Below are 25,414 nucleotides of genomic sequence, written 5' to 3'. Positions count from 1 at the left end.
CGACGACTGATGGCCATTAATCGGCCACACGTATGAACACTGTAGTTTTAGCGTAGGCGTTTTCGTCAGAGAGGGCTTTGCAATTACAGCGCTTTGCACCGCGCCCGGCGTCAACGTACGGTTTTCAGCGGCCGGCGCGCGACTCACGAATATAGAAGCGTGCCTTTTCGGCTTTTTCGGTGCAGCCTTCGAACGCCTCGAACTGTTGCTGGGTCTTGGCCCCGGTCAGCAGCGACAGCGCCTTGGAGTAGCTGACCGTACCGGCAAAGCCCTCGGCCTTGGCCAGGTCGAGCTCTTTCCAGGCGCTGTCGAGCTGGTTGCCGCAGCTGGCGCGATAGCTGGTCTTGCCAGCGCAGCCTGCAAGAACCACGATCATCAATGGCAGACAGATCCAGGCTTTCATGGGGTGTTTCCTCAAGGTAACGGGGGGATGTGCGCGTTGGACGATCCAGGACATCGAAAGTGCCTTGAGCGCCGGCGGCAAGCGTAACTGTTTTTTGCGCCTGTATTACGGGTATTGCAGGCTTCATTCATTCAACAAGGAACCGGCTGATGAGCAAACGAATAGCCCTGGTGCTGGGCTCAGGCGGTGCACGGGGTTACGCCCACATTGGCGTGATCGAAGAACTGGAACGACGTGGCTATGAGATTGCCTGCATCGCCGGTTGCTCCATGGGCGCGGTGGTCGGTGGCATTTATGCCGCCGGCAAGCTGGACCGCTACCGACAGTGGATCGAAAGCCTCGATTACCTGGACGTGCTGCGCCTGGTGGACGTGAGCTTTCGCCTGGGGGCCATTCGCGGCGAAAAGGTCTTTGGCCAGATTCGCGAGATCGTCGGCGAAATCAACATCGAAGACCTGGCCATTCCCTACACGGCCGTGGCCACCGACCTCACCAACCAGCAGGAAATCTGGTTCCAGGAAGGCTGCCTGCACCAGGCCATGCGCGCCTCGGCGGCGATCCCCAGCCTGTTCACTCCGGTCATGCAGAACGGGCGCATGCTGGTCGATGGCGGCCTGCTCAACCCCTTGCCCATCGTGCCGGTGGTGTCCAGCCACTGCGACCTGATCGTCGCGGTCAACCTCAACGCCACCCATGCCCAGCACTACAGCCTGCCGGTGATCGAACGCCCGCCGGCGGTCAAGAAGCGTTTCGACCTGCTGATCGACTCGCTGGGCGCCCGCCTGCCCTTTCGGCGCAAGCTGGAGACCGGTGAAACCGACGGGTCATTGTTGACCCAGGAGCAAGGGCAACCGGCCGCCGCCCCCCTGGCCAACCCCTGGCTGGGCGAACCCAGCGCCGACCCGCAGGGCCAGCAATCTGCTGCCGCCCCGGAACGCCCCGGCGCACCGCGATCAGCCACGGGCTCGGTGATCATCGACAACGTCGGCCCCGCCTCGCTGCTGGACCTGATCAACCAGAGTTTTGAAGTGATGCAGACATCGCTGGCGCAATACAAGATCGCCGGCTACCCGCCGGACATCCTGATCAACGTGCCCAAGCGAGTGTGCCGGTTCTTCGAATTCTACAAGGCGCCGGAACTGATCGCCCTGGGCCGCGAGATCGCCTGCGATACGCTGGACCGGTATGAGGGCAAGTAGAGCGGTCGCCCGAACGTTGCCCTGGAGTCAGGGCCTGACCCCCCCCTGGGTTTAAGTGATGCAGCTGATGGGCTGATCTTGCCGGCCTCATCGCCGGCAAGCCGCCTCCCACCGGATTGCGTCAGACACATATGCCGGCAACCACACAGATCATTGTGGGAGGCGGCTCTGCCGGCGATGATATGCCGGCAACCACACAGATCATTGTGGGAGGCGGCTTGCCGGCGATGGCCATGTGACAAACGCAGCCGCTGTACCGGCCTTGCGTGATTACCCGCCCTGGGAAGCTATCCGGGTTCAAGTGATTCAGCTRAKGTGCTGATCTTGCCGGCCTCATCGCCGGCAAGCCGCCTCCCACCGGATTGCGTCAGACACATATGCCGGCAACCACACAGATCATTGTGGGAGGCGGCTTGCCGGCGATGKCCATGTGACAAACGCAGCCGCTGTACCGGCCTTGCGTGATTACCCGCCCTGGGAGGCTATCCGGGTTTAAGTGATTCAGCTGRGSYGCTGATCTYGCCGGCCTCATCGCCGGCAAGCCGCCTCCCACCGGATTGCGTCAGCCCCCTGTGCCGAGCACTGTCGTCGGATCGCAGTCCGGTGCCGAGCCTCCTCGCTTGATGAACGACCAGACACACCTTGATAAATCAAAACGGCACTGAAACGCATGGCTGATCAGTAAATTTCCGTCTTCATGCACTCGCGAAAGGAAGACAGGGAATGTCGGATCCGTCACGTTCAAGCCAGCTTCGCAAGGGCCGGTACTCCAGTACCGGCCATATCTATCTGGTCACGMCCACGACACTGCAAAGAGAACCGATCTTCAGCGACTGGCGACTTGGACGCCTGGTCGCTCGGGAATTGAACAGGGTTCAAGAGCAGGGCCTGGTCTGTTCACTGGCCTGGGTGGTCATGCCGGATCACTGGCACTGGCTGGTTGAGTTGCGCAGTGGCGCTTTGTCGGATGCGGTCAGGAGGGTCAAATCGAAAAGCGCCATTGCTGTGAACAAGGCCACCTCGCGACAAGGCCGGCTCTGGCAGGATGGTTTTCACGATAAGGCGGTACGTCGTGAAGAGGATCTTRTAAAGTTTGCCCGTTATATCGTCGCCAATCCGATAAGGGCCGGCCTGGTCAACAGTGTCCGTGATTATCCGCTCTGGGATGCTATCTGGGTTTAAGTACGGCAGATGTGCAGGCTTCACAGGCCTCATCGCCGGCAAGCCGCCTCCCACCGGATTGCGTCAGGACACTATGCCGGCAACCACACAGATCATTGTGGGAGGCGGCTTGCCGGCGATGGCGGCAGGACAGGCGCAGCAGATGTATCAGCCGGCCCTACTCCACCAACCGATACCCCACCCCCGCCTCGGTCACGATAAACCTCGGGGCAGTAGGGTCGTCGGCGAGTTTCTGGCGCAGGTGGCCGATGACGATGCGCAGGTAGTGGCTGTCATGGGCGTGGGTGGGGCCCCAGATTTCGCGCAGCAAGTGCTGCTGGGTGATGACCCGGCCGGGGTACCGGGCCAGTTGCGCCAGCACCGCGTACTCCTTGCGGGTCAGGGCCACGTCATGCCCGTCCAGTTGCACCCGGCGGGCGGCCAGATCAATGCGCAGCGGCCCCAGTTGCAACGCCACCTCCGGTGGCTGGCCCTCCGGGCGCTGGCGCAGCAGGGCCCGCACCCGGGCGAGGAATTCCTGGATGCCGAACGGCTTGGTCATGTAGTCGTTGGCGCCGGCGTCCAGCGCCTGGACTTTCTGCGCCTCGCTGGCGCGCACCGACAGCACCATGACCGGCACACGCAACCATTCGCGCAAATCGCGCAAAACCTGCTGGCCGTCCATGTCCGGCAGCCCCAGGTCCAGCACGATCACATCCGGGCGGTTCAGCGCGGCCTGGTTCAGGCCTTCGGCGCCGTCGGCCGCTTCCAGCACCTTGTAGCCCTGGGACGCCAGGCTGATGCGCAGGAATTTACGAATCTGCGGTTCGTCGTCGATAACCAGGATGGTCGCGGTCTGGCTCATGCCTGCTGTTTTTCCTGTACGCCAAAAATGCCGCCCAGCCTACTCCAGATCATCGCCTGAGCCATCATTCGATCGCCTGCGGCGGCTGGGCCGGCAGCGGCAGGTGCAAGGTCATACAGGTGCCCTGCCCGCCTGCGCCGTCGGTGACGCTGACCCGTCCACCATGGGCACCGACCATGCCCTGGCAGATGGCCAGGCCCAGCCCGGTGCCCTGCCCGCCACGATCACCACGGGCGGCGGTGTAGAACATGTCGAAGATCTTGCTGCGCTCGGCCTCGGGAATGCCCGGCCCCTGGTCACCGACCGCCAGGCACAGCTCGCCTTCGACCACCTGTGCCGCCACCGTCAGCACCGCGCCGACCGGTGAAAAGCGCGCCGCGTTTTCCAGCACATTGACCAGCGCCTGCTCGATCAGCGCGGCGTGCACATACAGCAACGGCAGCGGTTCGGCGACGTGCACCTGCACCTGCAACGGCGCCAGCACCGCACGCAGGCGGCTCAGCGCACTGCCGACGATGTCAGCCGGCGCCACCCAGTCGCGGGCCAGTTTCAGCGAGCCGTGGCCCAGGCGGGTCATGTCCAGCAGGTTCTGGATGTAGCGGTCCAGGCGCTCGGCCTCATCGCGGGTGCCTTCGAGCAGCTCATGCCGGTCAGCCTTCGACAGCACCTCGTCCAGCGTCAGCAGGCTGTCGATACTGCCGCGCATGGCGGTCAGCGGCGTGCGCAGGTCATGGGACACCGAGGCCAGCAAGGCGCTGCGCAACTGTTCGGTTTCGCCATGCAGGCGCGCCGCCTCCAGGTGCTCGGCCAGGCGTGCACGGGTCAGGGCCTGGGCCAGCGGCTGGCTCAGGGCGCTGAGCAGACGGCGGTGCTGGGCGGTGACTTCAGCACCGGCCATGGCGCTGACGCCCAGCAGCGCCAGCGGCCCGTCTTCGGCCGACAGCGGCCACCACCACCAGCGCCCGGACGGCAAGGTGCCGGTGCCGTGGCCGGCGGCCTGGTCGTGTTGCCAGGCCCAGTCGGCGGCGGCCTGCTCCGGCTCGCTGAACACCAGCGGCCCGCCGACCTCGACTTGCCACCGGCCTTGATCCTGGCTATCGCGCCCCAGTAAACACAGTTGCAGGCCGTGCCAGCCTTCCAGGTACTGGCTGGCCACGCTGAGCACCGCCTGGCGGTCGGTGGCGGCTGTCAGCCGGCGTGACAGGTCGAGCAAGGCGCCGGTTTCTTCCTGGGTGTCACGCAAGGCCTGCAACTGGCGCCGCTGGCGCGCGGCCAATTGGCCGGTCAGGGTGGCCATGAGCAGGAAGAACACCAGGGTCAGCACGTCTTCTTCGCGCTGGATACTCAACGAAAAACTCGGCGCGATGAACAGGTAGTCGTAAGCCAGAAACGACGACACCGCGCACGCCAGCGCCGGCCCCATGCTGCTGCGCACCGCCACCAGCAGGACGGCCATCAGAAAGATCAGCGAGATATTCGGTAGCGCCAGCACTGAGCCCACGCCCCAGGCCACGGCACTGGCCAGCAGCGTGGCGGCCAGCGCCAGGCCGTAATCGCGCCAGCGCGGTGCGGCCGGCGGCCGGGCCTGGACCTGCTCGGGCAGGGTCTGGCTGTCGAGCACGCTGATTTCCAGGCCATGGGCCTCACGCAACAGGCGCGGGGCCACGCCGCCGTTGAACAGACGCCGCCAGCTGCGGCGCCGCGACTGGCCGACCAGCACCACGCTGGCGCGGCGCTCCACGGCGTGCTGCAACAGGGTACGGGCCACTTCGCCGGCGCGCAGGCTGACCACTTCGCCGCCCAGCCGCTCGGCCAGTTGCTGGGCGCTTTGCAGCTCGCCACGGGCCTTTTCGCCCAGTCCCTGGCCGTCATCGACATGCACCAGGCTCCAGGGCAGGTGCCGACGCTCGGCCACCTGGCTGGCATGGCGCACCAGGCGCTCGGCCTGGGCATCGCCGTCGACCCCGACCAGCAAGCGCCCGCGCAAGGCCGGCGCCGCCTGGCCTTGCTGGCGGTAGACCTGGGCCAGGTCGCTGTCGACCTGGGCGGCGGCGGTCTGCATCGCCAGCTCACGCAGGGCAGTCAGGTTGGTCTGGCTGAAAAAGGCATCGATGGCGGCCCGCGCCTGCTCGGGCACGTACACCTTGCCGTCGCGCAGGCGCTCCAGCAGCTCACGCGGCGGCAGGTCGATCAGCACCAGCTCGAAGGCCTCCTGCAGCACCCAGTCGGGCAGCGTCTCGCGCACCTGCACGCCGGTGATGCCGCGGATACGGTCGTTGAGGCTTTCCAGGTGCTGGACGTTGACCGTGGTGTACACGTCGATGCCGGCAGCCAGCAGCTCCTGCACGTCCTGCCAGCGCTTGGCGTGCCGGCTGCCGGGGGCATTGCTGTGGGCCAGTTCGTCGACCAGCGCCAGCGCCGGGGCGGCGGCCAGCAGGCCGTCCAGGTCCATTTCTTCCAGGGTCATGCCCCGGTACTGGCTGCGCAACAGCGGTTGCTGGGCCAGGCCATTGAGCAGCAGCTCGGTTTCGGCGCGGCCGTGGGTTTCGACGATCCCGGCCAATACCCTGACGCCCTGGCGCAGTTGCCGGTGGGCGGCCTGAAGCATGGCGTAGGTCTTACCCACGCCGGGGGCGGCGCCCAGAAAGACTTTCAGGCGGCCACGGCCATGGCGGGGCAGTTGCGCCAGCAAGGCATCGGCGCGGTTGGCATCACTCAAGGCAGGCTCCTAAATCAGGGATTGGCGGCATTCAGGCTCTGGTTCAGCGCCAGCACATTCACCACCGGCGGCCCGAACAGCGGCCGCTCGGTATGGGCCTCGATCAATGCCTGCACCTGTTGCACCGGCAACTGACGCGCAGCCGCCACGCGCGCAGCCTGCCAGCTGGCGGCGGCCGGTGGCAAGTGCGGGTCGAGCCCGCTGGCCGAGGTGGTCAGCAAGGCCAGCGGCACCGGGCCCTGACCGGTCACCGCCCGTTGCTGCGCCTGGTCGCGAATGCGCTCGGCCAGTGCCGGGTTGCTCGGCGCCAGGTTGCTGGCCCCGCTGGCCACGGTGGCGAAGGCGGCCGCCGACGGCCGCGGCTGGAACCATTGTGCCCCGGTGAACGGCTGGGCAATCAGTTGCGAGCCGCGCACCCGGCCCTGGGCATCGCGGATCAGGCTGCCATTGGCCTGGTCGGCAAAGGCCAGTTGCGCCACACCAGTGACGGCCAGCGGGTAGGCGACGCCGGTGACCAGGGTCAGCAGGGCCAATAGAGTCAGAGCCGGACGTAGAGAAGTTGACATGAGCAATTCCTGGTTGATGAAGGTTTGTAGGAGCGCGCTTGCCGGAATGCCGGACCACCGCGACCGAGTGCGCAGCGCTCGTAAAATCTCAGAAACGCCACAGATTTTTGCCTGTGAACACATTAAAAATCTGCGAAACCCCACAAATTTACGACTGCTTGCGCACTCGGTCGCGGGCAAGACGGATGGCCGCCCCCGCGCTCCTACGGTCAAGGGCTTGAGCAGGTATCGGTTACACCCACCCCAACCCCACCAGCAGCAGGTCGAGCAGCTTGATGCCGATGAACGGCACCACCAGCCCGCCCACGCCGTAGATCAGCAGGTTGCGGCGCAGCAGGTGCGCGGCGCTGGCGGCCTGGACGCGCACGCCGCGCAAGGCCAGCGGGATCAGCACCACGATGATCAAGGCATTGAAAACGATGGCCGAGACGATGGCGCTCTGCGGGCTGTGCAGGCCCATCACGTTCAAGGTGCCCAACTGCGGGTAGATGGCGGCGAACAGCGCCGGCAGCACGGCGAAGTACTTGGCCACGTCGTTGGCGATAGAAAAGGTGGTCAGCGCGCCACGGGTCACCAGCAGTTCCTTGCCGACCCGCACCACGTCCAGCAGCTTGGTCGGATCGCTGTCCAGATCGACCATGTTGGCGGCCTCGCGGGCGGCCTGGGTGCCGTCGTTCATCGCCACGCCCACGTCGGCCTGGGCCAGCGCCGGGGCATCGTTGGCGCCGTCGCCGCACATTGCCACCAGCCGGCCCTCGCCCTGCTCCTGGCGAATACGGTCGAGCTTGCGCTGCGGCGTGGCCTCGGCCAGCACGTCGTCCACCCCGGCCTCGGCGGCGATGGCCGCAGCGGTCAACGGGTTGTCGCCGGTGACCATCACCGTGCGAATGCCCAGTTTGCGCAGTTCTTCAAAGCGCTCGCGAATGCCGGGCTTGACCACGTCCTTGAGGTGAATGGCGCCCAGCAGCCGGCCGGCGCCGCACACCAGCAAGGGCGTACCGCCGGTCTTGGCGATGCGCTCGATCTCACGCGCCAGCGGCACCGGCAGGTCGTCGCGCTGCAAACCGATAAACGCCAGCAACGAATCCACCGCGCCCTTGCGGTACGCCTGGCCCTGGTAGTCGACGCCCGAGAGCCGCGTGTCAGCGCTGAACGGCACACCCGTCACCTCACTGGGTGCCGGCTCGGTCATGGGGTGCAGGTTTCGCAGGTACTCGACGATGGACTTGCCTTCGGCGGTGTCGTCGGTCAACGACGCCAGCAAGGCGCCCTGGCCCAACTGCTGCGGGGTTACGCCGGGGGCGGCGTACACCGCCGTGCAGCGGCGGTTGCCGAAGGTAATGGTGCCGGTCTTGTCCAGCAGCAGCACATGCACGTCCCCGGCTGCCTCCACGGCACGCCCGGACTTGGCGATCACGTTCAGGCGCACCAGGCGGTCCATGCCAGCGATGCCGATGGCCGACAGCAGGCCGCCGATGGTGGTGGGGATCAACGTGACCAACAGCGCCACCAGAAACACCGGTGGCAGGCTGCCACCGGCAAAGCGGGCGAACGGCTGCAAGGTGATGACCACCAGCAGGAAGATCGCGGTCAGGCCGATCAGCAGGATGTCCAGCGCCACCTCGTTGGGGGTCTTCTGGCGCTTGGCGCCTTCGACCAGCGCGATCATGCGGTCCAGGGTCGACTCGCCGGGGTTGCTGTCGATGCGGATCAGCAGCCAGTCGGACACCAGCCGGGTGTTGCCGGTGACCGCCGAACGATCACCGCCGGACTCGCGGATCACCGGGGCCGACTCGCCGGTAATGGCCGCCTCGTTGACCGCCGCGATGCCTTCGATGACCTCGCCGTCGCCGGGGATCATTTCACCGGCCTCGACCCGCACCACATCGCCCTTGCGCAAATCGGCGGCATTGACCGTGCGGTAGCGGCCATCCGCTTGGCGCAGTTGCGCCTGGAGCCCTTCGCTGCCGGCCTTGAGGCTGTCGGCGCGGGCCTTGCCGCGCCCTTCGGCCAAGGCCTCGGCGAAGTTGGCAAACAGCACCGTGAACCACAGCCACAAGGTGATCTGCACCGCCACGGCGGTGGGCACCTGCGGATCGGGAATGACGCACAACACGGTGGTCAGCAGCGCGCTCAGCGCCACCACCAGCATCACCGGCGAGCGCACCAGCTGGCGCGGGTCGAGCTTGACGAAGGCCTGCGCCAGCGCCGGACGCCACAGGCTGGCCAGCCCGGTGGCCGGGGCGGTGACGGGGGCAGCAGGGGTTGCAACGGACGTATTCATGGTTGACTCCTCAAAGGCCCAGGCTCAGGTGTTCGGCAATCGGCCCCAGGGCCAGGGTCGGCAAAAAGGTCAGGCCGCCCACCAGCAGGATGGTCACGGTCAGCAAGGTGACGAACAACGGCCCGTGGGTCGGAAAGCTGTCGGTGCCTTGCGGCATGGCCTGCTTGCGCGCCAGGCTGCCGGCCAGGGCCAGCACCGGCAGGATGTAGCCGAAGCGGCCGATGAACATGGCCAGGCTGAGCATCAGGTTATGGAACGGTGTGTTGGCACCAAAGCCGCCGAAAGCCGAGCCGTTGTTGGCGGTGGCCGAGGTGTAGGCGTACAGCAGCTGGCTGAAGCCGTGCGGGCCGGGGTTGCTGACCGCCGCCGCAGGCCCCGGCAGGCTGGCGGCGATGGCGCCCAGCACCAGCACGCCCACCGGCATCACCAGCAGGGTCGCCACCAGCAGCCGGACTTCCTGGGCCTGGAGTTTCTTGCCCAGGTATTCCGGGGTGCGACCGATCATCAGGCCGGCCAGGAATACGGCGATCAGCACGTTGAGCAACATGCCGTTGAGGCCCACGCCGACGCCGCCGAAGATCACTTCGCCGACCATCATGTTGACCATCGCGACCAGGCCGGTCAGCGGGTTGAGGCTGTCGTGCATGGCATTGACCGAGCCGTTGGACGCCGCCGTGGTAGCGGTGGCCCAGAGCACGCTGGCGGTGGTGCCGAAGCGCGTTTCCTTGCCCTCCAGGGGCGCGACCTGCTCGACACCGCTGATGGCCAGCGCCGGGTTGGGCGCGTATTCGGCCCACAACGACACGCCCACGCCAAGGCTGAGCAACAGCAGCATGCAGGCCAGGATCGCCCGGCTCTGGCGCATGTCTTTCACATAGTGGCCGAAGGTGAACACCAGGGCGGCCGGGATCAGCAGGATCGACAGCAGCTCGAACAGGTTGCTCAGCGCCGTGGGGTTCTCGAACGGGTGCGCCGAGTTGACGCCGAAAAAGCCGCCGCCGTTGGTGCCCAGTTGCTTGATCGCGATCTGGCTGGCGGCCGGGCCCATCGGCAGGCTCTGCTCGCTGCCTTGCAGGGTCAGGGCATCGACGTAGTGGCTGAAGCTTTGCGGCACGCCCTGCCAGACCAGCAGCACGGCCAGCAGCAGGCTGATCGGCAGCAGGCCGTAGAGGGTGGCGCGGGTCAGGTCGACCCAGAAGTTACCCAGGTTCTCGGTGCTGCGCCGGCTGATGCCGCGGCACAACACCGCCAACACGGCAATGCCAGTGGCGGCGCTGACGAAGTTCTGCACGGTCAGGCCGAGCATCTGGCTCAGGTAGCTTAACGAGGCCTCGCCGCTGTAGGCCTGCCAGTTGGTGTTGGTGACAAAGCTCATGGCGGTGTTGAACGCCAGCGTCCATTCCAGCCCTGGCAGTTGCTGCGGGTTGAGCGGCAGCACGCCTTGCAGCAGCAACAGCGCGAACAGGGCAATGAAGCCCAGCAGGTTGAACAGCAGTAAGGCCACGGCATAGGCTTTCCAGCCCTGCCCTGCCTGCGGGTCGATGCCGCCGGCGCGGTAGCACACGCGCTCGACCGGGCCGAGCACCGGTGTCAGCCAGGTGCTGTTGCCTTCCATCACGTTGAACCAGAACCGCCCCAACCACGGCGCGCTGACCAGCAGCAGGCCGAAGAATGTGGCGATCAATAAATAGTCATATCCGTGCATCGAACTCCCCTTGGTGCGGCGCTGATCGCCTGGCGCCATTGTCGACAAGGGGGGCGTAAAGGAACGAGGGCACAGAGGGCGGTGGGGCATAAAGAATGTGTAAAGACTGGCTGGCAGCCAGGGCTTTTACGGTTCACGGTTTTACGGTTTTACGGTTTTACGGTAGGAGCCCGCTTGCCGGCGACCGGCTGCGTCAGCAGTCGTAAATTTTCAGCGTTTTCGAAATTTTTGCGAGCGCTGCGCACTCGGTCGCGGGCAGAGCGCGCTCCTACGGGGGAAGACACATTGCGCATTACTGATGGGCTTCGACAGATTCCATTCATGGCTACCGTTGGTGATTCTTTTCAACGGAGGCAATGGAATGCCCATGGATGCTCGCGGTGCGGATTTGCGCAAGGGACGGTATTCGGAACCCGGAAGAATCTACTTGTTGACCGGTGTGGTGCATGAGCGCCGACCGTTGTTTGCGGATTTCTGGCTGGGGCGCTTGGTGGTGATGCAGTTGCGTCAGGCAGAGCAGGCCGGGTTTGCTCGCTCTCTGGCCTGGGTGGTGATGCCGGATCATTTCCATTGGCTGGTCGAATTGAAGGCCGGCAGCCTTGGCGCCTTGATGCGCCGGGTCAAGGCAGGCAGTTCACGGGCCATCGTGGCCAGCGGGCGGGCCAGGCCGCGTATCTGGCAGAAAGGGTTTCATGACAGCGCCTTGCGGCATGAAGAACACCTGCAGAACGCCGCGCGGTATATCGTTGCCAATCCCCTGCGGGCCGGGTTGGTGCAGCGCATCGGTGATTACCCGTTGTGGGATGCGGTCTGGCTTTGATATCGCCGCGACTGCGCGGCGTGGCAGGTAGGAGCGCGCTTGCCCGCGACCGAGTGCGAAGCGCTCGCAAAAATTGTGTAGACGCTGAAAATTTACGACTGCTAACGCAGCCGGTCGCGGGCAAGCGCGCTCCTACGCGGGAGGTAGCGCGTGGGGTGGCAGGGGCAAACCTGGAATCGGGGGATTTCGGACGTTTCTGACGGGTGATTGCAAGAAGCCTCTCTTTCCATTGAAGGAAATTTCCGAGAAAATCCCGGCCGCTTGCGCCTCTGCATTTCAGTCACTAGGCTGCCTGACGTCGCCGGGATTGTCCCGGTGGCAGGGCTTGGCCGCCTATGGATATGGAGTTGCGTAAGACGTCGTTGCGGGTGTTTTTCCGCATCTGCGTGTTATGGCGACTGTACAAGGGACACCTTCGGGTGTGCCGGGTTTTGACTCCATATTCCGGTCGGCCAACCCTTGTGCAGTTGCCACCCAATGCGTTTGGCCGCGCGGTGGTGGCGACTCCAATCAACATCACGGAGTCAACCATGAAAAAGATCGTCCCCGACCCACCCGTTCCACCCCGGCGCCCTCTGCCGCCGTCCCTGCTCACCTATGAAGCGCCGCTCACCCATGCCTCGGAGTTGCTGCAGTGTGCCTACGCCACCGCCTATGAATGCGCCGACAGCCTGCAAGGCCAGCGGCGGGCCCTGGCGCTGTCGACCACGCACCTGATCACCCAGGCGCAGGACCTGATCGACCTGATCATCGATCACCTGCAGATCGATACGCCGCCACCGCCCACCCCCGAGTAGCGCCTTGGGCGCAGGTGCGTGCCGTAGCCGCGCCTGCGCCCGGTGTCATTTCTGTCAGGTTCCAGCCGCCGCGCGACGGGTTAAGGTGAAGTCCGGTTTTCATGGACGAGGAACCTGTAATGAACCACATCGAAACACACGCCTGCCCCGACACTGAAACGGTGCACCTGACCCCCAAGGAACACGAAACCCTGCACTGGGCCATGCTCGGCAAGACCGCCTGGGAAATCGCCCGCATACAAGGGCGCAGCGAGGCGGTGATCAACTTTCACCTGAGCAATATTCGACGCAAGTTCGGGGTGTGCAGCATGCGCGCGGCGGTGGTGAAGGCGATTGAGCAGGGCGTGGTGTTGATACACTGATCACCACCACGCGCATGACGGTTGTTAACACGTTTTGGAGCGGTAGAACTCAGGCTCTATCGCTCACCTCCAGGCTATTTATATTTTTCTTGAGCTCTGACGTCTTTGTTTTTGGCCGTGGTCAAATAGGCATTCCTCCGAGTCTCAAAGTCACCCACCTGGCGCTGGTAGTTCGCTTGACGGCCTCGTTGGTAGACCAACTGAGCCTGACGCTTGGTTTCAGCCAATTGAGCCTCGTGCCAATTAAGATCTTCACTCAATGCGTGACGTGACTGCGGGGTAATGCGCTGCTTGCCCACATTATTACTGGCATATTTACGCGCACTTTCTACGCGCTGAAATTCATCCATTGCAGCGGCAACACGCTGTTGATACGGCTGTATATCGGCGTCGGTCATGCCGATGCGATTCACGGCTTTGTTGTAGAGGGTTGTCTCATTCTCGTAAGCCGTGCGTTTGAAGTTTTCCAGTCTTTGCAGACTACCGACATCGTCCGATGTCAGTTTGCTGAGCCGCGCAGTGTCACCTCCCTCGGCTAGTTTTTTAGGCAGTGGGGGATTGATGGCACCAACGGTTTTCACTTTTCTGAAAAGCCTGATAAAACCGCCCCACGGACTGTGCCCACTCGGATCCACCTGATTCACCGGATCCCCACCACAATACATATACGCATTCACCCCGCCCTCTTCAAACGGGCTGAGGTTGTCGGGGCTGTGAAAGCGCATCAGCACCGGGTTATACGCCCGGTAGCCGTTGCCCAGCAGTTGCCAGCGGGTCGCAGGCTCGGTGAATTCGCCGTTATACCCCACCGAGCCTTCAGGCTTTGGGACGCTGTGGCCATAGGCGGTGTAGCGATGCCCATCGACACCGTCACTGTCGAGTTGACCCAGCACACTGTTATTGGAATCGGTCGCCAGCAATTGCGGCTCGTCGCTGCCGTGCTCGGCCAGCAGCTGTTCGGCGCCGCGCAGGTAGGACACCTGGCCTGCGTCACTCACGCGGGTGGTCAGTTGCCCGCCACAGTAGAAGCGCTGATCGTCATCCTGGCCACTGAGTGTGTCCAGTGGGTCGTAGCGGTAGCCGCCGCCACCGCCCGGCCCGCTGACCGAGGTCAGGCGGTTGAGGGCATCGTAGGTCAGGGTGCGTTCGGCCTCGTCCTGGGTCAAGTTACCGTCGGCATCGTAGGTCAGTGCGATCTCTTGCGGGTAATTGGCGCCCTGGTTCTTGATATGGACCAGTTGCGCCGGATCGTCAACCGAGTAGGTATAGGTGGCCATGTTGGAGCCTTCGGCAAACCGGGTCAGGACATTCTTGAAATTGTCGAGCCCGTCAAAGGTGAAGGTCTGGTTGACGATGACATTGCCGTAGGGGTCTACCGGGGGCTGGCTGCCGGCGCAGTCGTACCGTTTCAAACGACCGCGCTTGTCGTATTGGTAAAGCTCTTTACGCAGTGTATCTGCGCCTTGCATGAGGGTACGCTGGCGCACTTCATCGGCTTCGTTCCAGTGCTGTTCAAGGGACTGCACAACACCATTGAGGTTGAAGGTGCGCCGTTTTTCGCGGTCAAAGTCGTCGTATTCCAGCTCGGTATGCAGGTATTGACCGCTGGCGCTGTCTGCGGTCTCGGTCTTCATCAGGCGACCGAATACGTCGTAGGTGAAGTGCGCCGTGGTGGTGACCAGGGTGGTGTTGTCCAGCCGCCCCTGAGTGTCATAGACATTCAGCTGTTGCTGGCCGAGCACATCGGTGTAGGTCAGCAGCCGCCCCAGGCGACTGTAGCGATAGAACATCTGGTAAGCGACACCGTCGCCGGACTGGCGGGTTTCACTCTTGAGTTCGCCGGTGCTGAAGTACTCGCGGCTCAGGCTTTCGCCCTGCTCCTGGCAACTGATCAGGCGGGCGTTGTGTTCGTCGTACTCGTACAGGGCGGCCACGTTGCCAGGCAAATGCCGCAGACGCGGCTCCTCACTCAGTTGCAGATCGTATTCATAGCCAATGACCTGGCCGCTGGCCGTGGTAACGCTTTCGGGCTGGCGCTGGCCGGGTAGATAAGTGAACACTTGCTCACGGCCACCGGTGATGGCACGGGTCCGCCGGTCCAGGCCGTCGAAGACCTGTTCGCCCAGCAGCGATTGCTTGACCCCGTCCTGAACCCGGATGCTCACCGGCAAGTCTTCAGTGCTGTGCGCCGCGTAGGTGCGCGACACAATGCTGCCATCGGCCAGGGTATTGTCGAGCAGACGGTCGAAGGCGTCGTAGCCGAAGCGGGTGATGCGCGCCACGCCATCGACTATTTGCGTTTCTTCATGGGTACGCCCCAGGCCGTCATAGGTGACTGTCTCAAGACTCACCGGTGTGCCCGCCGCGTCCTTGCGTTCGATGCGGGTTGGCTTTTCGAACAGATTGAACCAGGTTTCGGTCTTGCCGCCGAGGCTGCCATCGCTGCCTTCACGCCAGCTGCACTGGATCGGCCCCAGGGACTGGTCAGTGCCGATGGGGTCGGTTTGTTCGACGGTTTTCACTCCGTCCGGACCTGTCTCGCTGAACGATTGTCCCCAGTCGTCGTAAGCAAGCCTGCGGGTCAGGGCCAGTTGTCGATCATCGAGCCAGTCGAATTCGGTTTCTTCGACCAACTGCCCCCAGGCGTCGTATTCGGCGGCATAGATCTGTCGCGGCTCACTGGCGCGGCCAAGGGTGTCGGCATCGTCGCGCGCCTCGAAGACCACCCGGTTCAGGCCATCGAAACGTGAGGTGGTCTTGACCTGCTTGACATCGATGACGGTCTGCTCGGCTTGCTCGCCGGCGTTGGCGCACAAGGTGTAGGTGTACTGGCGCAAGGCTTCGAATGCCGTACCCGGCGCCACGGTTTCCCGGGTCACCCGCCGCAGTACATCGTACTGGTAGCGGATTTCTACATCGTTGTCGTCACGGTTCAACAAGGGTTCACCATTGAGCAATGAATGCTCCAGGGTAATCACCTTTTGCTGACCATCGAAGCCGCTCAGGGTCTGGACGGTGTGCAATACGCTCTGGGCGAAGGCCGGGCTGTCTTCGACACTGTAGGCATAGTGGGTGCTGGTATCCAGGCCGTTGAGGGTCAGGGTCTGCTGTTCCAGCTGGCCATGCAGCAAGGCCACGGCCGGGGCATTGATGTAGCTGAAGGTGGTGGATTGCAGCGTTTGCTCGGCGCTGCCGTTGACCTGCAGCAGGGTTTCGCTGTCCTGGGTCAGCCAGTCGGCCAGGCCACTGCCGTCGAGGGCCGGCAAAGCCACATAGCGGTAGCGCGTGCGTAATACCGGCGCGCAGCCCTCACCCGCTGCCGGGGTCACCGTCAGTTCCTTGAGTTGACGCACAAAGCCCTCGGGGTCGGCCGGGCAACCGTCCTGCGAGCCGTCGGCGGGGTACCAGGTACGGGTTTCGGTCACGCCATTGGCCTGCTGCTCGCGGGTGAGGTTGCCGTAGGCGTCGTAGGCGCTGATGACTTTCTCGGTGCGCTGGAGGGTTGCGTCGTTTTTCAGGCTCCAGCGGGTGTCGACTTCCTTGGGCAACTGGCAATCGCTGGGTTGCTCGTAGAAAGGCTTGCCGGCCAGGAGGCCATAGCGGGTCTCAATGTCCTTGACCGCATTGCCCTGCTCGGTGTGCTCCTGGGTCAACAGGTGAAACTGATTGAAGGTGCGGGTGATGGCACGCGACACGCTGTCGACCACCTGGCTTTCGGTGCTGGTATAGGCGTAAGACCCTACATATTTGTACAGGTTGTCCAGGCCGTCCTCGTCCCAGCCAATGCTCAGGCCGGCACCCAGGAAATTTTCCGGGCTGTAGGTGTAGCTCACATCGAGCGGCGGTTGCGCAAAGCCCGGCTCGATGACATGCCGGGTTACCCGTGGCAGGTTGTCGCGGCCAGTGCTTCCAGGAAAGGGGTGCCCGCTGTCCTCGTAGTAAAGGCGCTCGTGGGCACCGGTAGGTGTCTCGACCGAGACGATGCGCGGGTGTTTGCCGTAGATCGGGTCATACTCGAAGCGCCAGCTGGCCAGGTTATCGGTGGGTAATGTGATGCGCTTGACGGTCGTGTCGCCGTCCAGGGTCATGCTGAAACGTGCCAGCGGCCCACCGTCGGGACCGGCCGTCGGGCCCAGCAGCAGCACGACTTCGTTGCTGGCGCGCTCGATGCTCAGCAGCTCCTCGCCGGCCTGGTCCTTGATCACCTTCAGCAACGGCCACTGGTTATCGAAGACCACGTACTCCAGCGTAAGCTTATGGCCTTCGGGAGCGTGGATCGTTTTGGGCACGGCAAATGCGCTGCCCTGAGGCTCGAGAATTTCCACCAGGCCGGACTTGTGCATCACCCGGTACTGCTCGGGGCTGTCTTGTTTGTATAAATGAAAGCTGTCGATTTTCTGTTCTTTCATCACCAGCCGGTCAGCGCCTTGCGTGCCGGTGATCTTGAAGCTTTCACCGCTGCTCAGGGAGATGATGCTTTTGTCGCGCGCGTACTGCGACAGCTGCAAGGACCAGCCAAGGCCCAGGCCGCTGTCGACGGTGTTGAGCGGGTTATATGAGAGCACCAGCGGCAGTCCCGGGCCGCGCAGTGCGTTGGCCTTGACCTCGGGCAGGCTGATCGACACCGTGTACTGCCCGGTGCGCGGGTCGACGCCGTTGCTCAGGAAGCTCATGAAATTGAATGCATTGGAATGCACTGAAGTGGAGGTCGTCATGATGGTTTACCTGTCATCCTTGAAGGTCATCATGCAGGGTCAGGACTTATCGTCGTGTGGCGGCCCGGTTGCCGCAGGGCGCGCCTTTATCGATGTCCTTGTCCTGCGCGCAAGTGAATCAGCTTATCGGTTAGTCAATTTCAGCTCGTTGCGACGACCCGCGCTGCCGAGCGCACCGAACGCGATCCTGAGCTTATGGGGATTGCCGAGTTCATCCCGAAGCAGGAAATTCATATGGTCGTGGAATTTCCAACGTTCAGGATCTTTAGGGTCCTTATAGGCAACATCGTCGGTGCGGTGCAAACTGATGACCAGGGCACCTGGTTCCGGGTCCGGAAGGTTTTCCGGTAAGTCCTCGGTAACGGAGTCACCAAAAATACTTTCCGTCAGAACAGGATCAATCCTGATATTTACACCTCCCGCTGGATGTACAGGGTCCTGGAACTGGAGCCCTGTCCAACTGAACATGGTTTCCCAGGCAGCCTCACTTTCCCAGGCGATCAATGCAGTCGGTATGTAACTGCCTGCATACTGAGTCGGACTCACCACCTCCATTCTCACAAACCTTACCCACCCGCCCGAGCGATCGTGATATTTAAGGGTCCAGTAATCAATCGTGCGCAGATGCAAATGGAAATCATCATCGGGGTTGCTGCCATCGCCCCTTCCACCGGCCACGCGCTCGCGCTTGAACTCGTATTCCGATGCCGCCGGAACCGGGACCCTGGCAGGGATGATCTCGACAGTACCGTTGCTGTGCTCTAACGAATCCCACTCTTTTTCGGTAGCGGAGGCCTTGAATTTGGCATAGAAGCTGGAGGCTTGATTAGCCGGGGCACGGGTGTGCAGATAAAACGTCCTGGTCCTGGTCGACGCATTATTGGCCGGCAGTATCGGCGGGGCCAGGCCTGACGGGCTGGCAAGTTCAAAGCGGTTAGGTTTATCACGCACACGCCAGAGCTCAGGGTCGTCCTCAGGAATGCCATCGTCCTCTTCCTTGAGCTCAAGGATAGGTTGCAGCTCCTGATGGGAGATGGTATCGACCAGTTTCATCGTATTGAGCTCCTGCATGCTCAAGGGAACCGGCTTGTCATCGACTAATGCGGTTTCCACGATGACCAGAATCTGCAACTGCTGGTAGCCATTGGCAAGCAATGATCCGTGTGCCGGATCCACAGCGCCTACAACCTTGACTTCGAAGCGAACGAGTTCCTCCCAGGCAGGCTCATCCACCTGGTCATACAGTTCGATCACGCTGTAGCCGTTGGCAAACACCACGTCGTTGTGGACCACTTCGCACTGCACCACGCTTGCGAGCGTGCTGCTATCGTCGGGTGCTGTGAACAAGCCGTTAGCATTGACATTGCCGCGCCCGCCAATGACCCGCCAGCGCCTGGGCAAGCCTGCCAGCACATCCGCGTCGGAATGCAATTGCACCGTTGACGCGCTGGGCACCTTTGAAACGTGGTAGGGCTCGGTCGCCAGCAGGAGCTGGCCGCTGGCGAACATCAGCGTCGAGGCTGTGGTCGCGCCGCCTTGCACGTCGACCTGCTGGCCCAGCAAGCTTTTGCGCCGTACATGCGCGGCCGCATCGAACACTGCGGTATTGGCGCCAAGCTGGGTCACCCGGCCATGCGCGTTACCGCGCAACGACCAGTGCAGGTCCGCACCGCTGGCGTCAAAGCCGGTCATGCCGATCGGCTGGTCCAGCAAGGCGCCACTGTAAGAGCCGACTTGCGGTGTCGCCGCCAGGTTGTCATAGACCACCGTGACCAGCGCAGAGGTGCTGTAGACATAGTTATCCACTTCATAGTCGGCAGTCACCAGTACATGCAGCAACTCATGGCCCATCTCCGCGCGCGACACGGCCTGGTAACGGCCGTTGGAGATGGTGCCGTGGTTGACAGGCAAGCGACCTTCAAAGCTCACTGCATGCCATTCGCTGGCCGGCACCACAGCCCCCGAGGGGCCATAAAGAGTGAAATCCACACGACCACCGGCCTGAACGGTGACAAATGCCGGTTCCAGGCGAGTCTTGATCAGAGGCGATTCGATCCGGCCGAAGTAGCAGTGTTCATTGAACAAATCGTCTGTCTTCGGAATCTCCACGAGCGGCTGGAAAAAACCTCCATGGGAAAACCGCAGGCTGGGGATCAGCATCTCTCTGATCTCTGTGGGGTACAGGCTGAAATGGTACCTGTGTATGAGCAGCGATGCGGTCAACCCGCCCTGGTCATCCCAGTCAGTATCACTGGGGATCAGGTAAGGGAAGTCAGACGACACTGGAAAGGTGCCCTCACCCACATCGGCTTGCAAGCGCATCAGCAGCAATACGACACCGTCACCATAATTATTGGCTCCCTTGACACGGGCACCCGGAGCGGCCTGAGTCAGGATGCGAAAGCTCTGCACCGTCAGAGGGCCTAGCCTCCACAGCTCCAGCATGGCCAGGTTAAGCGTTCTGCGCAGCGGTTGCAGGCTGGCGAAGTGTCGCTTGAACAGGTCAGCCAATTGCCGGTTGACCGCTTCGTCGCGACCGGCAAGGTTACAGGTGTATTCGATGGCATCGCCTACATCGAGCGTGACCCGCCCCTGGCGATCAACTTCACCGATCACCTGGTGCAGGTCAATGGTCATCACCAGCTTGAACCCTTGCCCGGCCACGCTATAGAGGGTGTGCACAAGGGGCGGCGCACTGGTCGATACGCGACGTATGCTGAAGCGCCCGCTCTCGAAGCTCATTGTCAGCGTGGCCTGCGAATTGGTCAGCGAGGCGGTTTCGAACGATAACAGCGGCGGGCCCAGCTGGATGTCATGTAACCGGGCGACCAGCCCGTCGCCGCCGCTCAGCGTCAGCTCGGTGTCGACCGTCACGTGTTCGGCCACTGCATAATTCTGGATAAACTGTTGCTGGAGCACCTGGTTAAGCACGGTTCGGCTGAGGACGGCAACGGCGCCCCAGCCCTGGTTGATCTCGCCCTCGGCTTCGATGATCTGTTCAAGTTCTTTCAATGTGTAGGACATGACGGTATCACTCGCTAAATTTTGTAGGCACTGGCCTGACCCGGGTCAAGGCCTGGTCCGCCGGCTCAGGGAATCGATCAATGCCGGAAAATGCTGCAAGGGCAGCGGCAGGATGAGGTACGCCTGGCTTGGGTTGCTGGCCGAATCGCGGGTGGCAACCACCAGCACGAATGCTTCGCTGGCGGTCGGGTCGGCGTGGTACAGGCCGTTTTCATCAATCGACCCCGGCCCTTGCAGCGGCAGGCTCCAGACAGCGTCGACCGAGTTGCCGGTGGAGGCACTGTAGGCGTACAGCTGCAATTGATCAGCCGCATCGCCCGGGATTGCTTCGGGCTCGATGAAGATCAATGGCAACTGATGGCGTACCAGTACCCAGGCCGAGCGTGCATGACCGGTGCCGGCGTTGAGCACCTGCACTTCATCGATCACATGGTTGCGGTCGGCCAATTGCGCGCCCGCCTGATAAACACAGGCACCTGCAGATGCCTGGTCGGGCTCCAGGCTTCCGCTTTCGCCCGGCACCGGATTGACCAGCGACCATGTCAGGTCACCGTCCTGCAACCCCAGGCCGCTGAACGATACGCGCTCGCCAAAGCTGCACACCTGAATCAATGGATCGATGGCCAGCGGCTGCCTGAACACGGTCAGCAAGACCGTGCTGGTGGCGCCTGAAGACGGCTCGCTGGCCGTGACCAGCGCCTGGCTGGCCGGACCGGCCATGGCCTCGGCCACCGGTGCCTGGTACAGCCCTTGCTGATCGATAGTGCCCGGATCACCGTTGCTGCCCGCAAGCGTATCCACACGCCAACTGAGCCCGCTGCGTGGCGGTTCGGTCTGCAACAACAGACTTTCGCCAGCAGCCACCCGGGGTTGTTGTTCGACGAACTGCCAGTCTTGCCCGGCCGTGCCCAGCGCGTTGAAGGCGGCATGGTCATGAGGCAGCGCACGGCGCACAGGCTGCAGGGCCTGCCCGCCTGCGGTTTGAAACGTGTCGATAAAGCGCTGCGACGCTGCGATGTTCAGTGTGCGCGCAAAGCGCCCCAACAGGGCCTGCTTGACGACATAGGCCAAAAAGCCTTCGACCTTTGCCAGGACCACCGGGTCGGTATTCTCCAGCCCGGCCACCCGCGACGTCTCGCCAACATGGCGCAGGGGCGCGAACAGATTGCCAAGCATGCCTGCGGACTCATCAGGCTCCTCGGACAGATAGAACTCGTACTCGATATGAACGTTGAAGGTTCCGGTGCTGCTCTGCCAGTCCTCACTGCTGCCTTCGGGCCGGTGGCGTATGGTCACTGTGCAAGGCGCCCGCAAGGTTTGCACTGCCACGGTACGATTGAACTCGGCACGCAATCCTCCGGCGCCGTCTGCCGCCTGGAGCGTGAACGCATCGCACTCGAATTCCTGGCCGTTGTTGTGCCAGGCACTGGCGGGCACTTGCAGGTGTCCCTGACGGGCAATCATGCGGCCCTGGTGGGACGAGTCGGCAGGCTGGTACTCGAACTCGACGTCGTCGGCCAGTTGCGACATGGCTTCGCCCAATGCCGCACGGTGCAGCAAGTGAGAAGACAAGAGAGTGGTCACGGCACAGTGCTGCTGTTCATCGTCCGGGATCAGGTAGCGGAAGTCCGAATCCTGACCGGGGTATCCACCGGCAATGCCGTGCTCCATACGCGCAAACAGCAACAGTGCGCCGTCTCGGTCTGCGTGAGGCAACGCCTGCGTTTGTCCAGGGCGCGCCTGGGTGCGCAAGCTGATCTGCCTGCAGGTCATGAAGGGGTTGTCCGCTTCGGGCAACCGGGCCACCGGCCAACTGCGCCGGGCGCTGTCCTGCCCTTGAAGCCAGGCCTTGAACACGTCACCCGCCGCGCGCTGCTCGGCAGGTGCAGGACTGAAATCCAGCACAACGTCTTCACCCTGGGCCAGGTCCAGTCCTACGCCACTGGTTTGACTGGCGAGCTGCATGTCCATGCGCAATTGCGGGCCATTGAGCGGATCGAAGGCTGCGACACGAGTGATTTCCTGGATGCCGGCCACGTTCGCGACCCTGAAACCCACGCCACCGAGGACGGGCAGACGCAAGGATGTATCCGAGCGGTCCAGGCCGGCTTGTGCAAAGGTGAAACACGGCGGGCCGACCTGCACATCATGGAAGTAATGAGTCACGTGGGTTCCGGGCACCGGCACCACGGCGTCCGGCAACCGCCAGGACTCACCCTCGCTCAGGCGTCGGGCATATTGTTGCTGCAGGCCCAGGTTCACACCGTCGCCGGACAAGGCAATGATGGCATCCCACTCATAGGTGCGAGTGCCCTCGCTCATCCATGCCAATAGACTCTCGATAGAGTTGTTCGTCATGATATTGCCTCCCTGGCAATGGTGGTAAGCGCTAGTGCCGGATCATGGCGGCCAGTTGATCCGGGAATTGCTGAAGCGGCAGAGGCAGGGTCAGATGCCCTTCGAGCACCATGCCCATTGCCTCGAGCCTGGCCTGCACCAGTACGAAACGCTGCAAGGCTGCAGGGTCGCTGGTGTAGACGCCGTCGTTGTCGATACTGCCCGGCCCGTTCAGTGCCAGGTGCCAGTCCACCCCCTCGGGAAAATAGCTGTCCAGCCGGGCTTGCAGCCGTACCTGACCGGGCGGCAAGGCGGCATCGGCCAGTAGCGCGATACTCAGGCTGGGCGGGACGAGGATCACCAGCACCCACACGACCTGACTGGCGCCGCTCAGGCTGTCGCGTACCTGGATTCGCTCGAGCACATACGCGCTGCCCGACACCTCCTGTTCGATGGCTTTATAGGTACAACGCAGACCTTGCTCATCGGGGATCAGGCTGCCGCTCTGCCCGTCGACGGGGTCGAGGATCGACCATTCAAGAGGGCCATCGTCCAGGCAGCCGGCATACAGGGTCACTTGTTCGCCTTTGGCGCACTGCTGGATCAAGGGGTTGACCGTCAGCGCTTCGCGTACCACCGTCACCAGGGCCGAATGCTGCTGGCCACTGTCAGGTTCAGTGGCCGTGACCCGTAGTCGTAGCCAACGGCTGTCGAGGGTTGGTGCCGCAGGGGCATGGTAGAGGCCGTTGGCATCGATGCTGCCCAGGTCGGTGCTGGCTGTGTTCAACCCGGCCATTGACCATTGCAATGGCTCGATGGCCGGCGTGACCCTGAAGGACTGGCTGGCACCGGCACCGAGGGTCACCTCGGCAGGCTCGACGGTAAAACCGCTGAACCGTGCAGCGACATGGCCGAACGCAACGGTGTCGCGGGGCAGGTGATAGTCGTCGACCTCAATGGTTTTTCCTGTCACCCACTGGAGACTGTTGCTCAGAAACGCACGCACGGGCGTGCTAAACCTGAAATCACGATAAAGCATGCTGCGGATATAGGGGTCGATCAGTTGCTGCGATAACATCACCAACTGAGCCACCACATACACCACCACCAATGTCCATCCCGGATTGGCTCCAGAGTTCATTTGCTCTGCGGCATTGACGTCCTGGTGGGCAACATCCAATGTCCAGTCGAGCGGTTTGAACACGTTTTGACCGTACTCCTCGACGTAGCCATAGACGGCTGACAGGTCAAGGATATAACGCTGGTCGATCATGTCGTCCGGCGCCACCTGCTCGCCGCCATGGGCCTTGGTGAACCTGAATGTCGTGGAGCGCATAGCCTCGGTGTGCCACTCGACTGCGATGCGCCCCTCGTCCAGCGTCCTGATGGTCAAGGGATTCTGGCCGCCCGCCGGGAATGACAGGCTGGAAGACTCCAGAGTGACCAGCAGAAACTGGCCTTCGTACACGAACGGCAGCAGCGTGTCGGTGCGGGCATCAAAGTGCAGCGCCCCGCTCCTGGCCTGTGCCTGAGTCAGCTGCCCGCTGGCATCGTACTGCCTGTCGAAGTCATCGCTGGCAATCAGCATGGCACAACTGTCGAGCAGGTAATCGGCCGGCAGGCCGCGCGTGCGTTGCTCACTGAGCAGCACGGTGGCGGAGTCGCCAGGCTCAGGGTCATCGGCAATCAGGAAGCGGTAGGCGTTGCCGGGTATCCCGCCCTCCTCGCTGCCCTGCATACGCATGAAGATCAGGATCGCGCCGTCGCCCGGGTCTGCTGCAGTCGGCTCGGCCACGCGCTGGGTACGCAGTTTGAACGACTGCGGGCTCAGGCTGCCGGCGTTGGGTTCGATCATGCCCAGCAGCAGGATCCTTTGCTCGTCGGGCAGCGCCTTGAACAGCGTCTGGAAAAATTCACCGCCCTTGTTGGGTTCGTTCTCATCCAGGTTGAAGCTGAGGCGGAAGTTGTCGCTGTGACGCAGATCAAGCATCACCCTGCCGTCTTCACCGACCGTGCCCGGCACCTCGTCAAGGTCAAGGTCAAGGAACAGACACGGGCCTTGCAGGGGGTCGATTTCGCTGATCGTAACGGCGTGCCAGGTGTCGACATGCTTGCTCATCGTCACCTGCAGCCCGCCCAGCACGGCCATGGTCAACTGTGCCTTGCTGTCGATCAGGCCGCCGTGCGCGAACGACAGGCGCGGCCAGTCCAGCACAAAATCCTGGATGACCTGCTTGAGTCCATCAGCGTCTTGCACCTCACCCCTGATCACGGGTAGGTAAGTGCCCGAATCGAAGCGGGCGATGTATTCATGCATCAATAATCGGTTGGCCTCATGGCGAGCCATGGCCACGATGCAATCCCAGCCCCACATGACGTCGGTTTGCGGATTGGCCATCCACTGCAACAGGCTTTCCTTTGAGTTGCTACTCATGACGTTGCCTCCCTGGCAATCGA

15 protein-coding genes are annotated in these 25,414 nt (G+C 62.9%); 5 read left to right on the top strand and 10 right to left on the bottom strand.

Features of this window, described 5'->3' with window-relative positions:
• Positions 1–124 precede the first annotated feature (124 nt).
• Positions 125–403, bottom strand: coding sequence for a hypothetical protein (locus ASF84_RS08870; RefSeq protein WP_056837319.1), 279 nt, complete (start codon positions 401–403; stop codon positions 125–127).
• 149 nt (positions 404–552) lie between these two features.
• On the opposite strand from ASF84_RS08870, the gene ASF84_RS08865 reads away from it, so the two are divergent.
• Positions 553–1,602, top strand: coding sequence for a patatin-like phospholipase family protein (locus ASF84_RS08865; protein ID WP_056837317.1), 1,050 nt, complete (start codon positions 553–555; stop codon positions 1,600–1,602).
• A 723-nt stretch (positions 1,603–2,325) separates the two neighbouring features.
• Positions 2,326–2,784 (top strand): REP-associated tyrosine transposase, encoded by a 459-nt coding sequence (locus ASF84_RS08860; protein WP_056837315.1) that lies wholly within the window; start codon positions 2,326–2,328, stop codon positions 2,782–2,784.
• A 157-nt stretch (positions 2,785–2,941) separates the two neighbouring features.
• On the opposite strand, the gene ASF84_RS08855 is transcribed toward ASF84_RS08860, so the two are convergent.
• The 5 genes from ASF84_RS08855 to kdpA form a co-directional block, all read right to left on the bottom strand.
• The gene (locus tag ASF84_RS08855; RefSeq protein ID WP_056837313.1) at positions 2,942–3,628 is read right to left on the bottom strand and encodes a response regulator; all 687 of its coding nucleotides are present in this window, start codon (positions 3,626–3,628) and stop codon (positions 2,942–2,944) included.
• Between the two features lie 64 nt (positions 3,629–3,692).
• Positions 3,693–6,347 carry a sensor histidine kinase gene (locus ASF84_RS08850; protein WP_056837311.1) on the bottom strand — a complete coding sequence of 885 codons (2,655 nt, stop codon included), beginning with the start codon at positions 6,345–6,347 and terminating at the stop codon, positions 3,693–3,695.
• Positions 6,348–6,361: 14 nt separating this feature from the next.
• Positions 6,362–6,913, bottom strand: coding sequence for a potassium-transporting ATPase subunit KdpC (gene kdpC / locus ASF84_RS08845; RefSeq protein ID WP_056837309.1), 552 nt, complete (start codon positions 6,911–6,913; stop codon positions 6,362–6,364).
• A gap of 232 nt (positions 6,914–7,145) precedes the next feature.
• Positions 7,146–9,197: a potassium-transporting ATPase subunit KdpB gene (gene kdpB, locus ASF84_RS08840; protein ID WP_056837307.1), complete on the bottom strand. Its 2,052-nt coding sequence runs from the start codon at positions 9,195–9,197 to the stop codon at positions 7,146–7,148.
• A 10-nt stretch (positions 9,198–9,207) separates the two neighbouring features.
• Positions 9,208–10,902: a potassium-transporting ATPase subunit KdpA gene (kdpA, locus tag ASF84_RS08835; RefSeq protein ID WP_056837306.1), complete on the bottom strand. Its 1,695-nt coding sequence runs from the start codon at positions 10,900–10,902 to the stop codon at positions 9,208–9,210.
• A 361-nt stretch (positions 10,903–11,263) separates the two neighbouring features.
• Here kdpA and ASF84_RS08830 point away from each other — a divergent pair, with 361 nt between their 5' ends.
• The 3 genes from ASF84_RS08830 (at position 11,264) to ASF84_RS08820 (ending at position 12,881) form a co-directional block, all read left to right on the top strand.
• On the top strand, positions 11,264–11,722 hold the full coding sequence (locus tag ASF84_RS08830; protein ID WP_056837303.1) for an REP-associated tyrosine transposase: 459 nt from the start codon (positions 11,264–11,266) through the stop codon (positions 11,720–11,722).
• Positions 11,723–12,252: 530 nt separating this feature from the next.
• The gene (locus ASF84_RS08825; protein WP_056837302.1) at positions 12,253–12,519 is read left to right on the top strand and encodes a DUF6124 family protein; all 267 of its coding nucleotides are present in this window, start codon (positions 12,253–12,255) and stop codon (positions 12,517–12,519) included.
• Positions 12,520–12,620: 101 nt separating this feature from the next.
• Entirely contained in the window at positions 12,621–12,881 is a 261-nt protein-coding gene (locus ASF84_RS08820) for a helix-turn-helix domain-containing protein (RefSeq protein ID WP_162241248.1), read from the top strand.
• A 74-nt stretch (positions 12,882–12,955) separates the two neighbouring features.
• On the opposite strand, the gene ASF84_RS08815 is transcribed toward ASF84_RS08820, so the two are convergent.
• The 4 genes from ASF84_RS08815 to ASF84_RS08800 all read right to left on the bottom strand — a co-directional run bounded on the left by ASF84_RS08815 (position 12,956) and on the right by ASF84_RS08800 (position 25,391).
• The gene (locus tag ASF84_RS08815; RefSeq protein ID WP_082481464.1) at positions 12,956–17,596 is read right to left on the bottom strand and encodes an RHS repeat domain-containing protein; all 4,641 of its coding nucleotides are present in this window, start codon (positions 17,594–17,596) and stop codon (positions 12,956–12,958) included.
• Between the two features lie 123 nt (positions 17,597–17,719).
• Positions 17,720–20,620 (bottom strand): hypothetical protein, encoded by a 2,901-nt coding sequence (locus tag ASF84_RS08810; protein ID WP_056837300.1) that lies wholly within the window; start codon positions 20,618–20,620, stop codon positions 17,720–17,722.
• Positions 20,621–20,665: 45 nt separating this feature from the next.
• Positions 20,666–22,978, bottom strand: a complete 2,313-nt coding sequence (locus tag ASF84_RS08805) for a hypothetical protein (RefSeq protein WP_156684186.1) — start codon at positions 22,976–22,978, stop codon at positions 20,666–20,668.
• A 31-nt stretch (positions 22,979–23,009) separates the two neighbouring features.
• Positions 23,010–25,391, bottom strand: a complete 2,382-nt coding sequence (locus tag ASF84_RS08800; protein ID WP_156684185.1) for a hypothetical protein — start codon at positions 25,389–25,391, stop codon at positions 23,010–23,012.
• Positions 25,392–25,414 lie beyond the last annotated feature (23 nt).

This window comes from Pseudomonas sp. Leaf127 (assembly GCF_001423155.1).
Lineage (GTDB): Bacteria > Pseudomonadota > Gammaproteobacteria > Pseudomonadales > Pseudomonadaceae > Aquipseudomonas > Aquipseudomonas ovata.
This window is presented reverse-complemented; position numbering and strand designations above follow the sequence as displayed.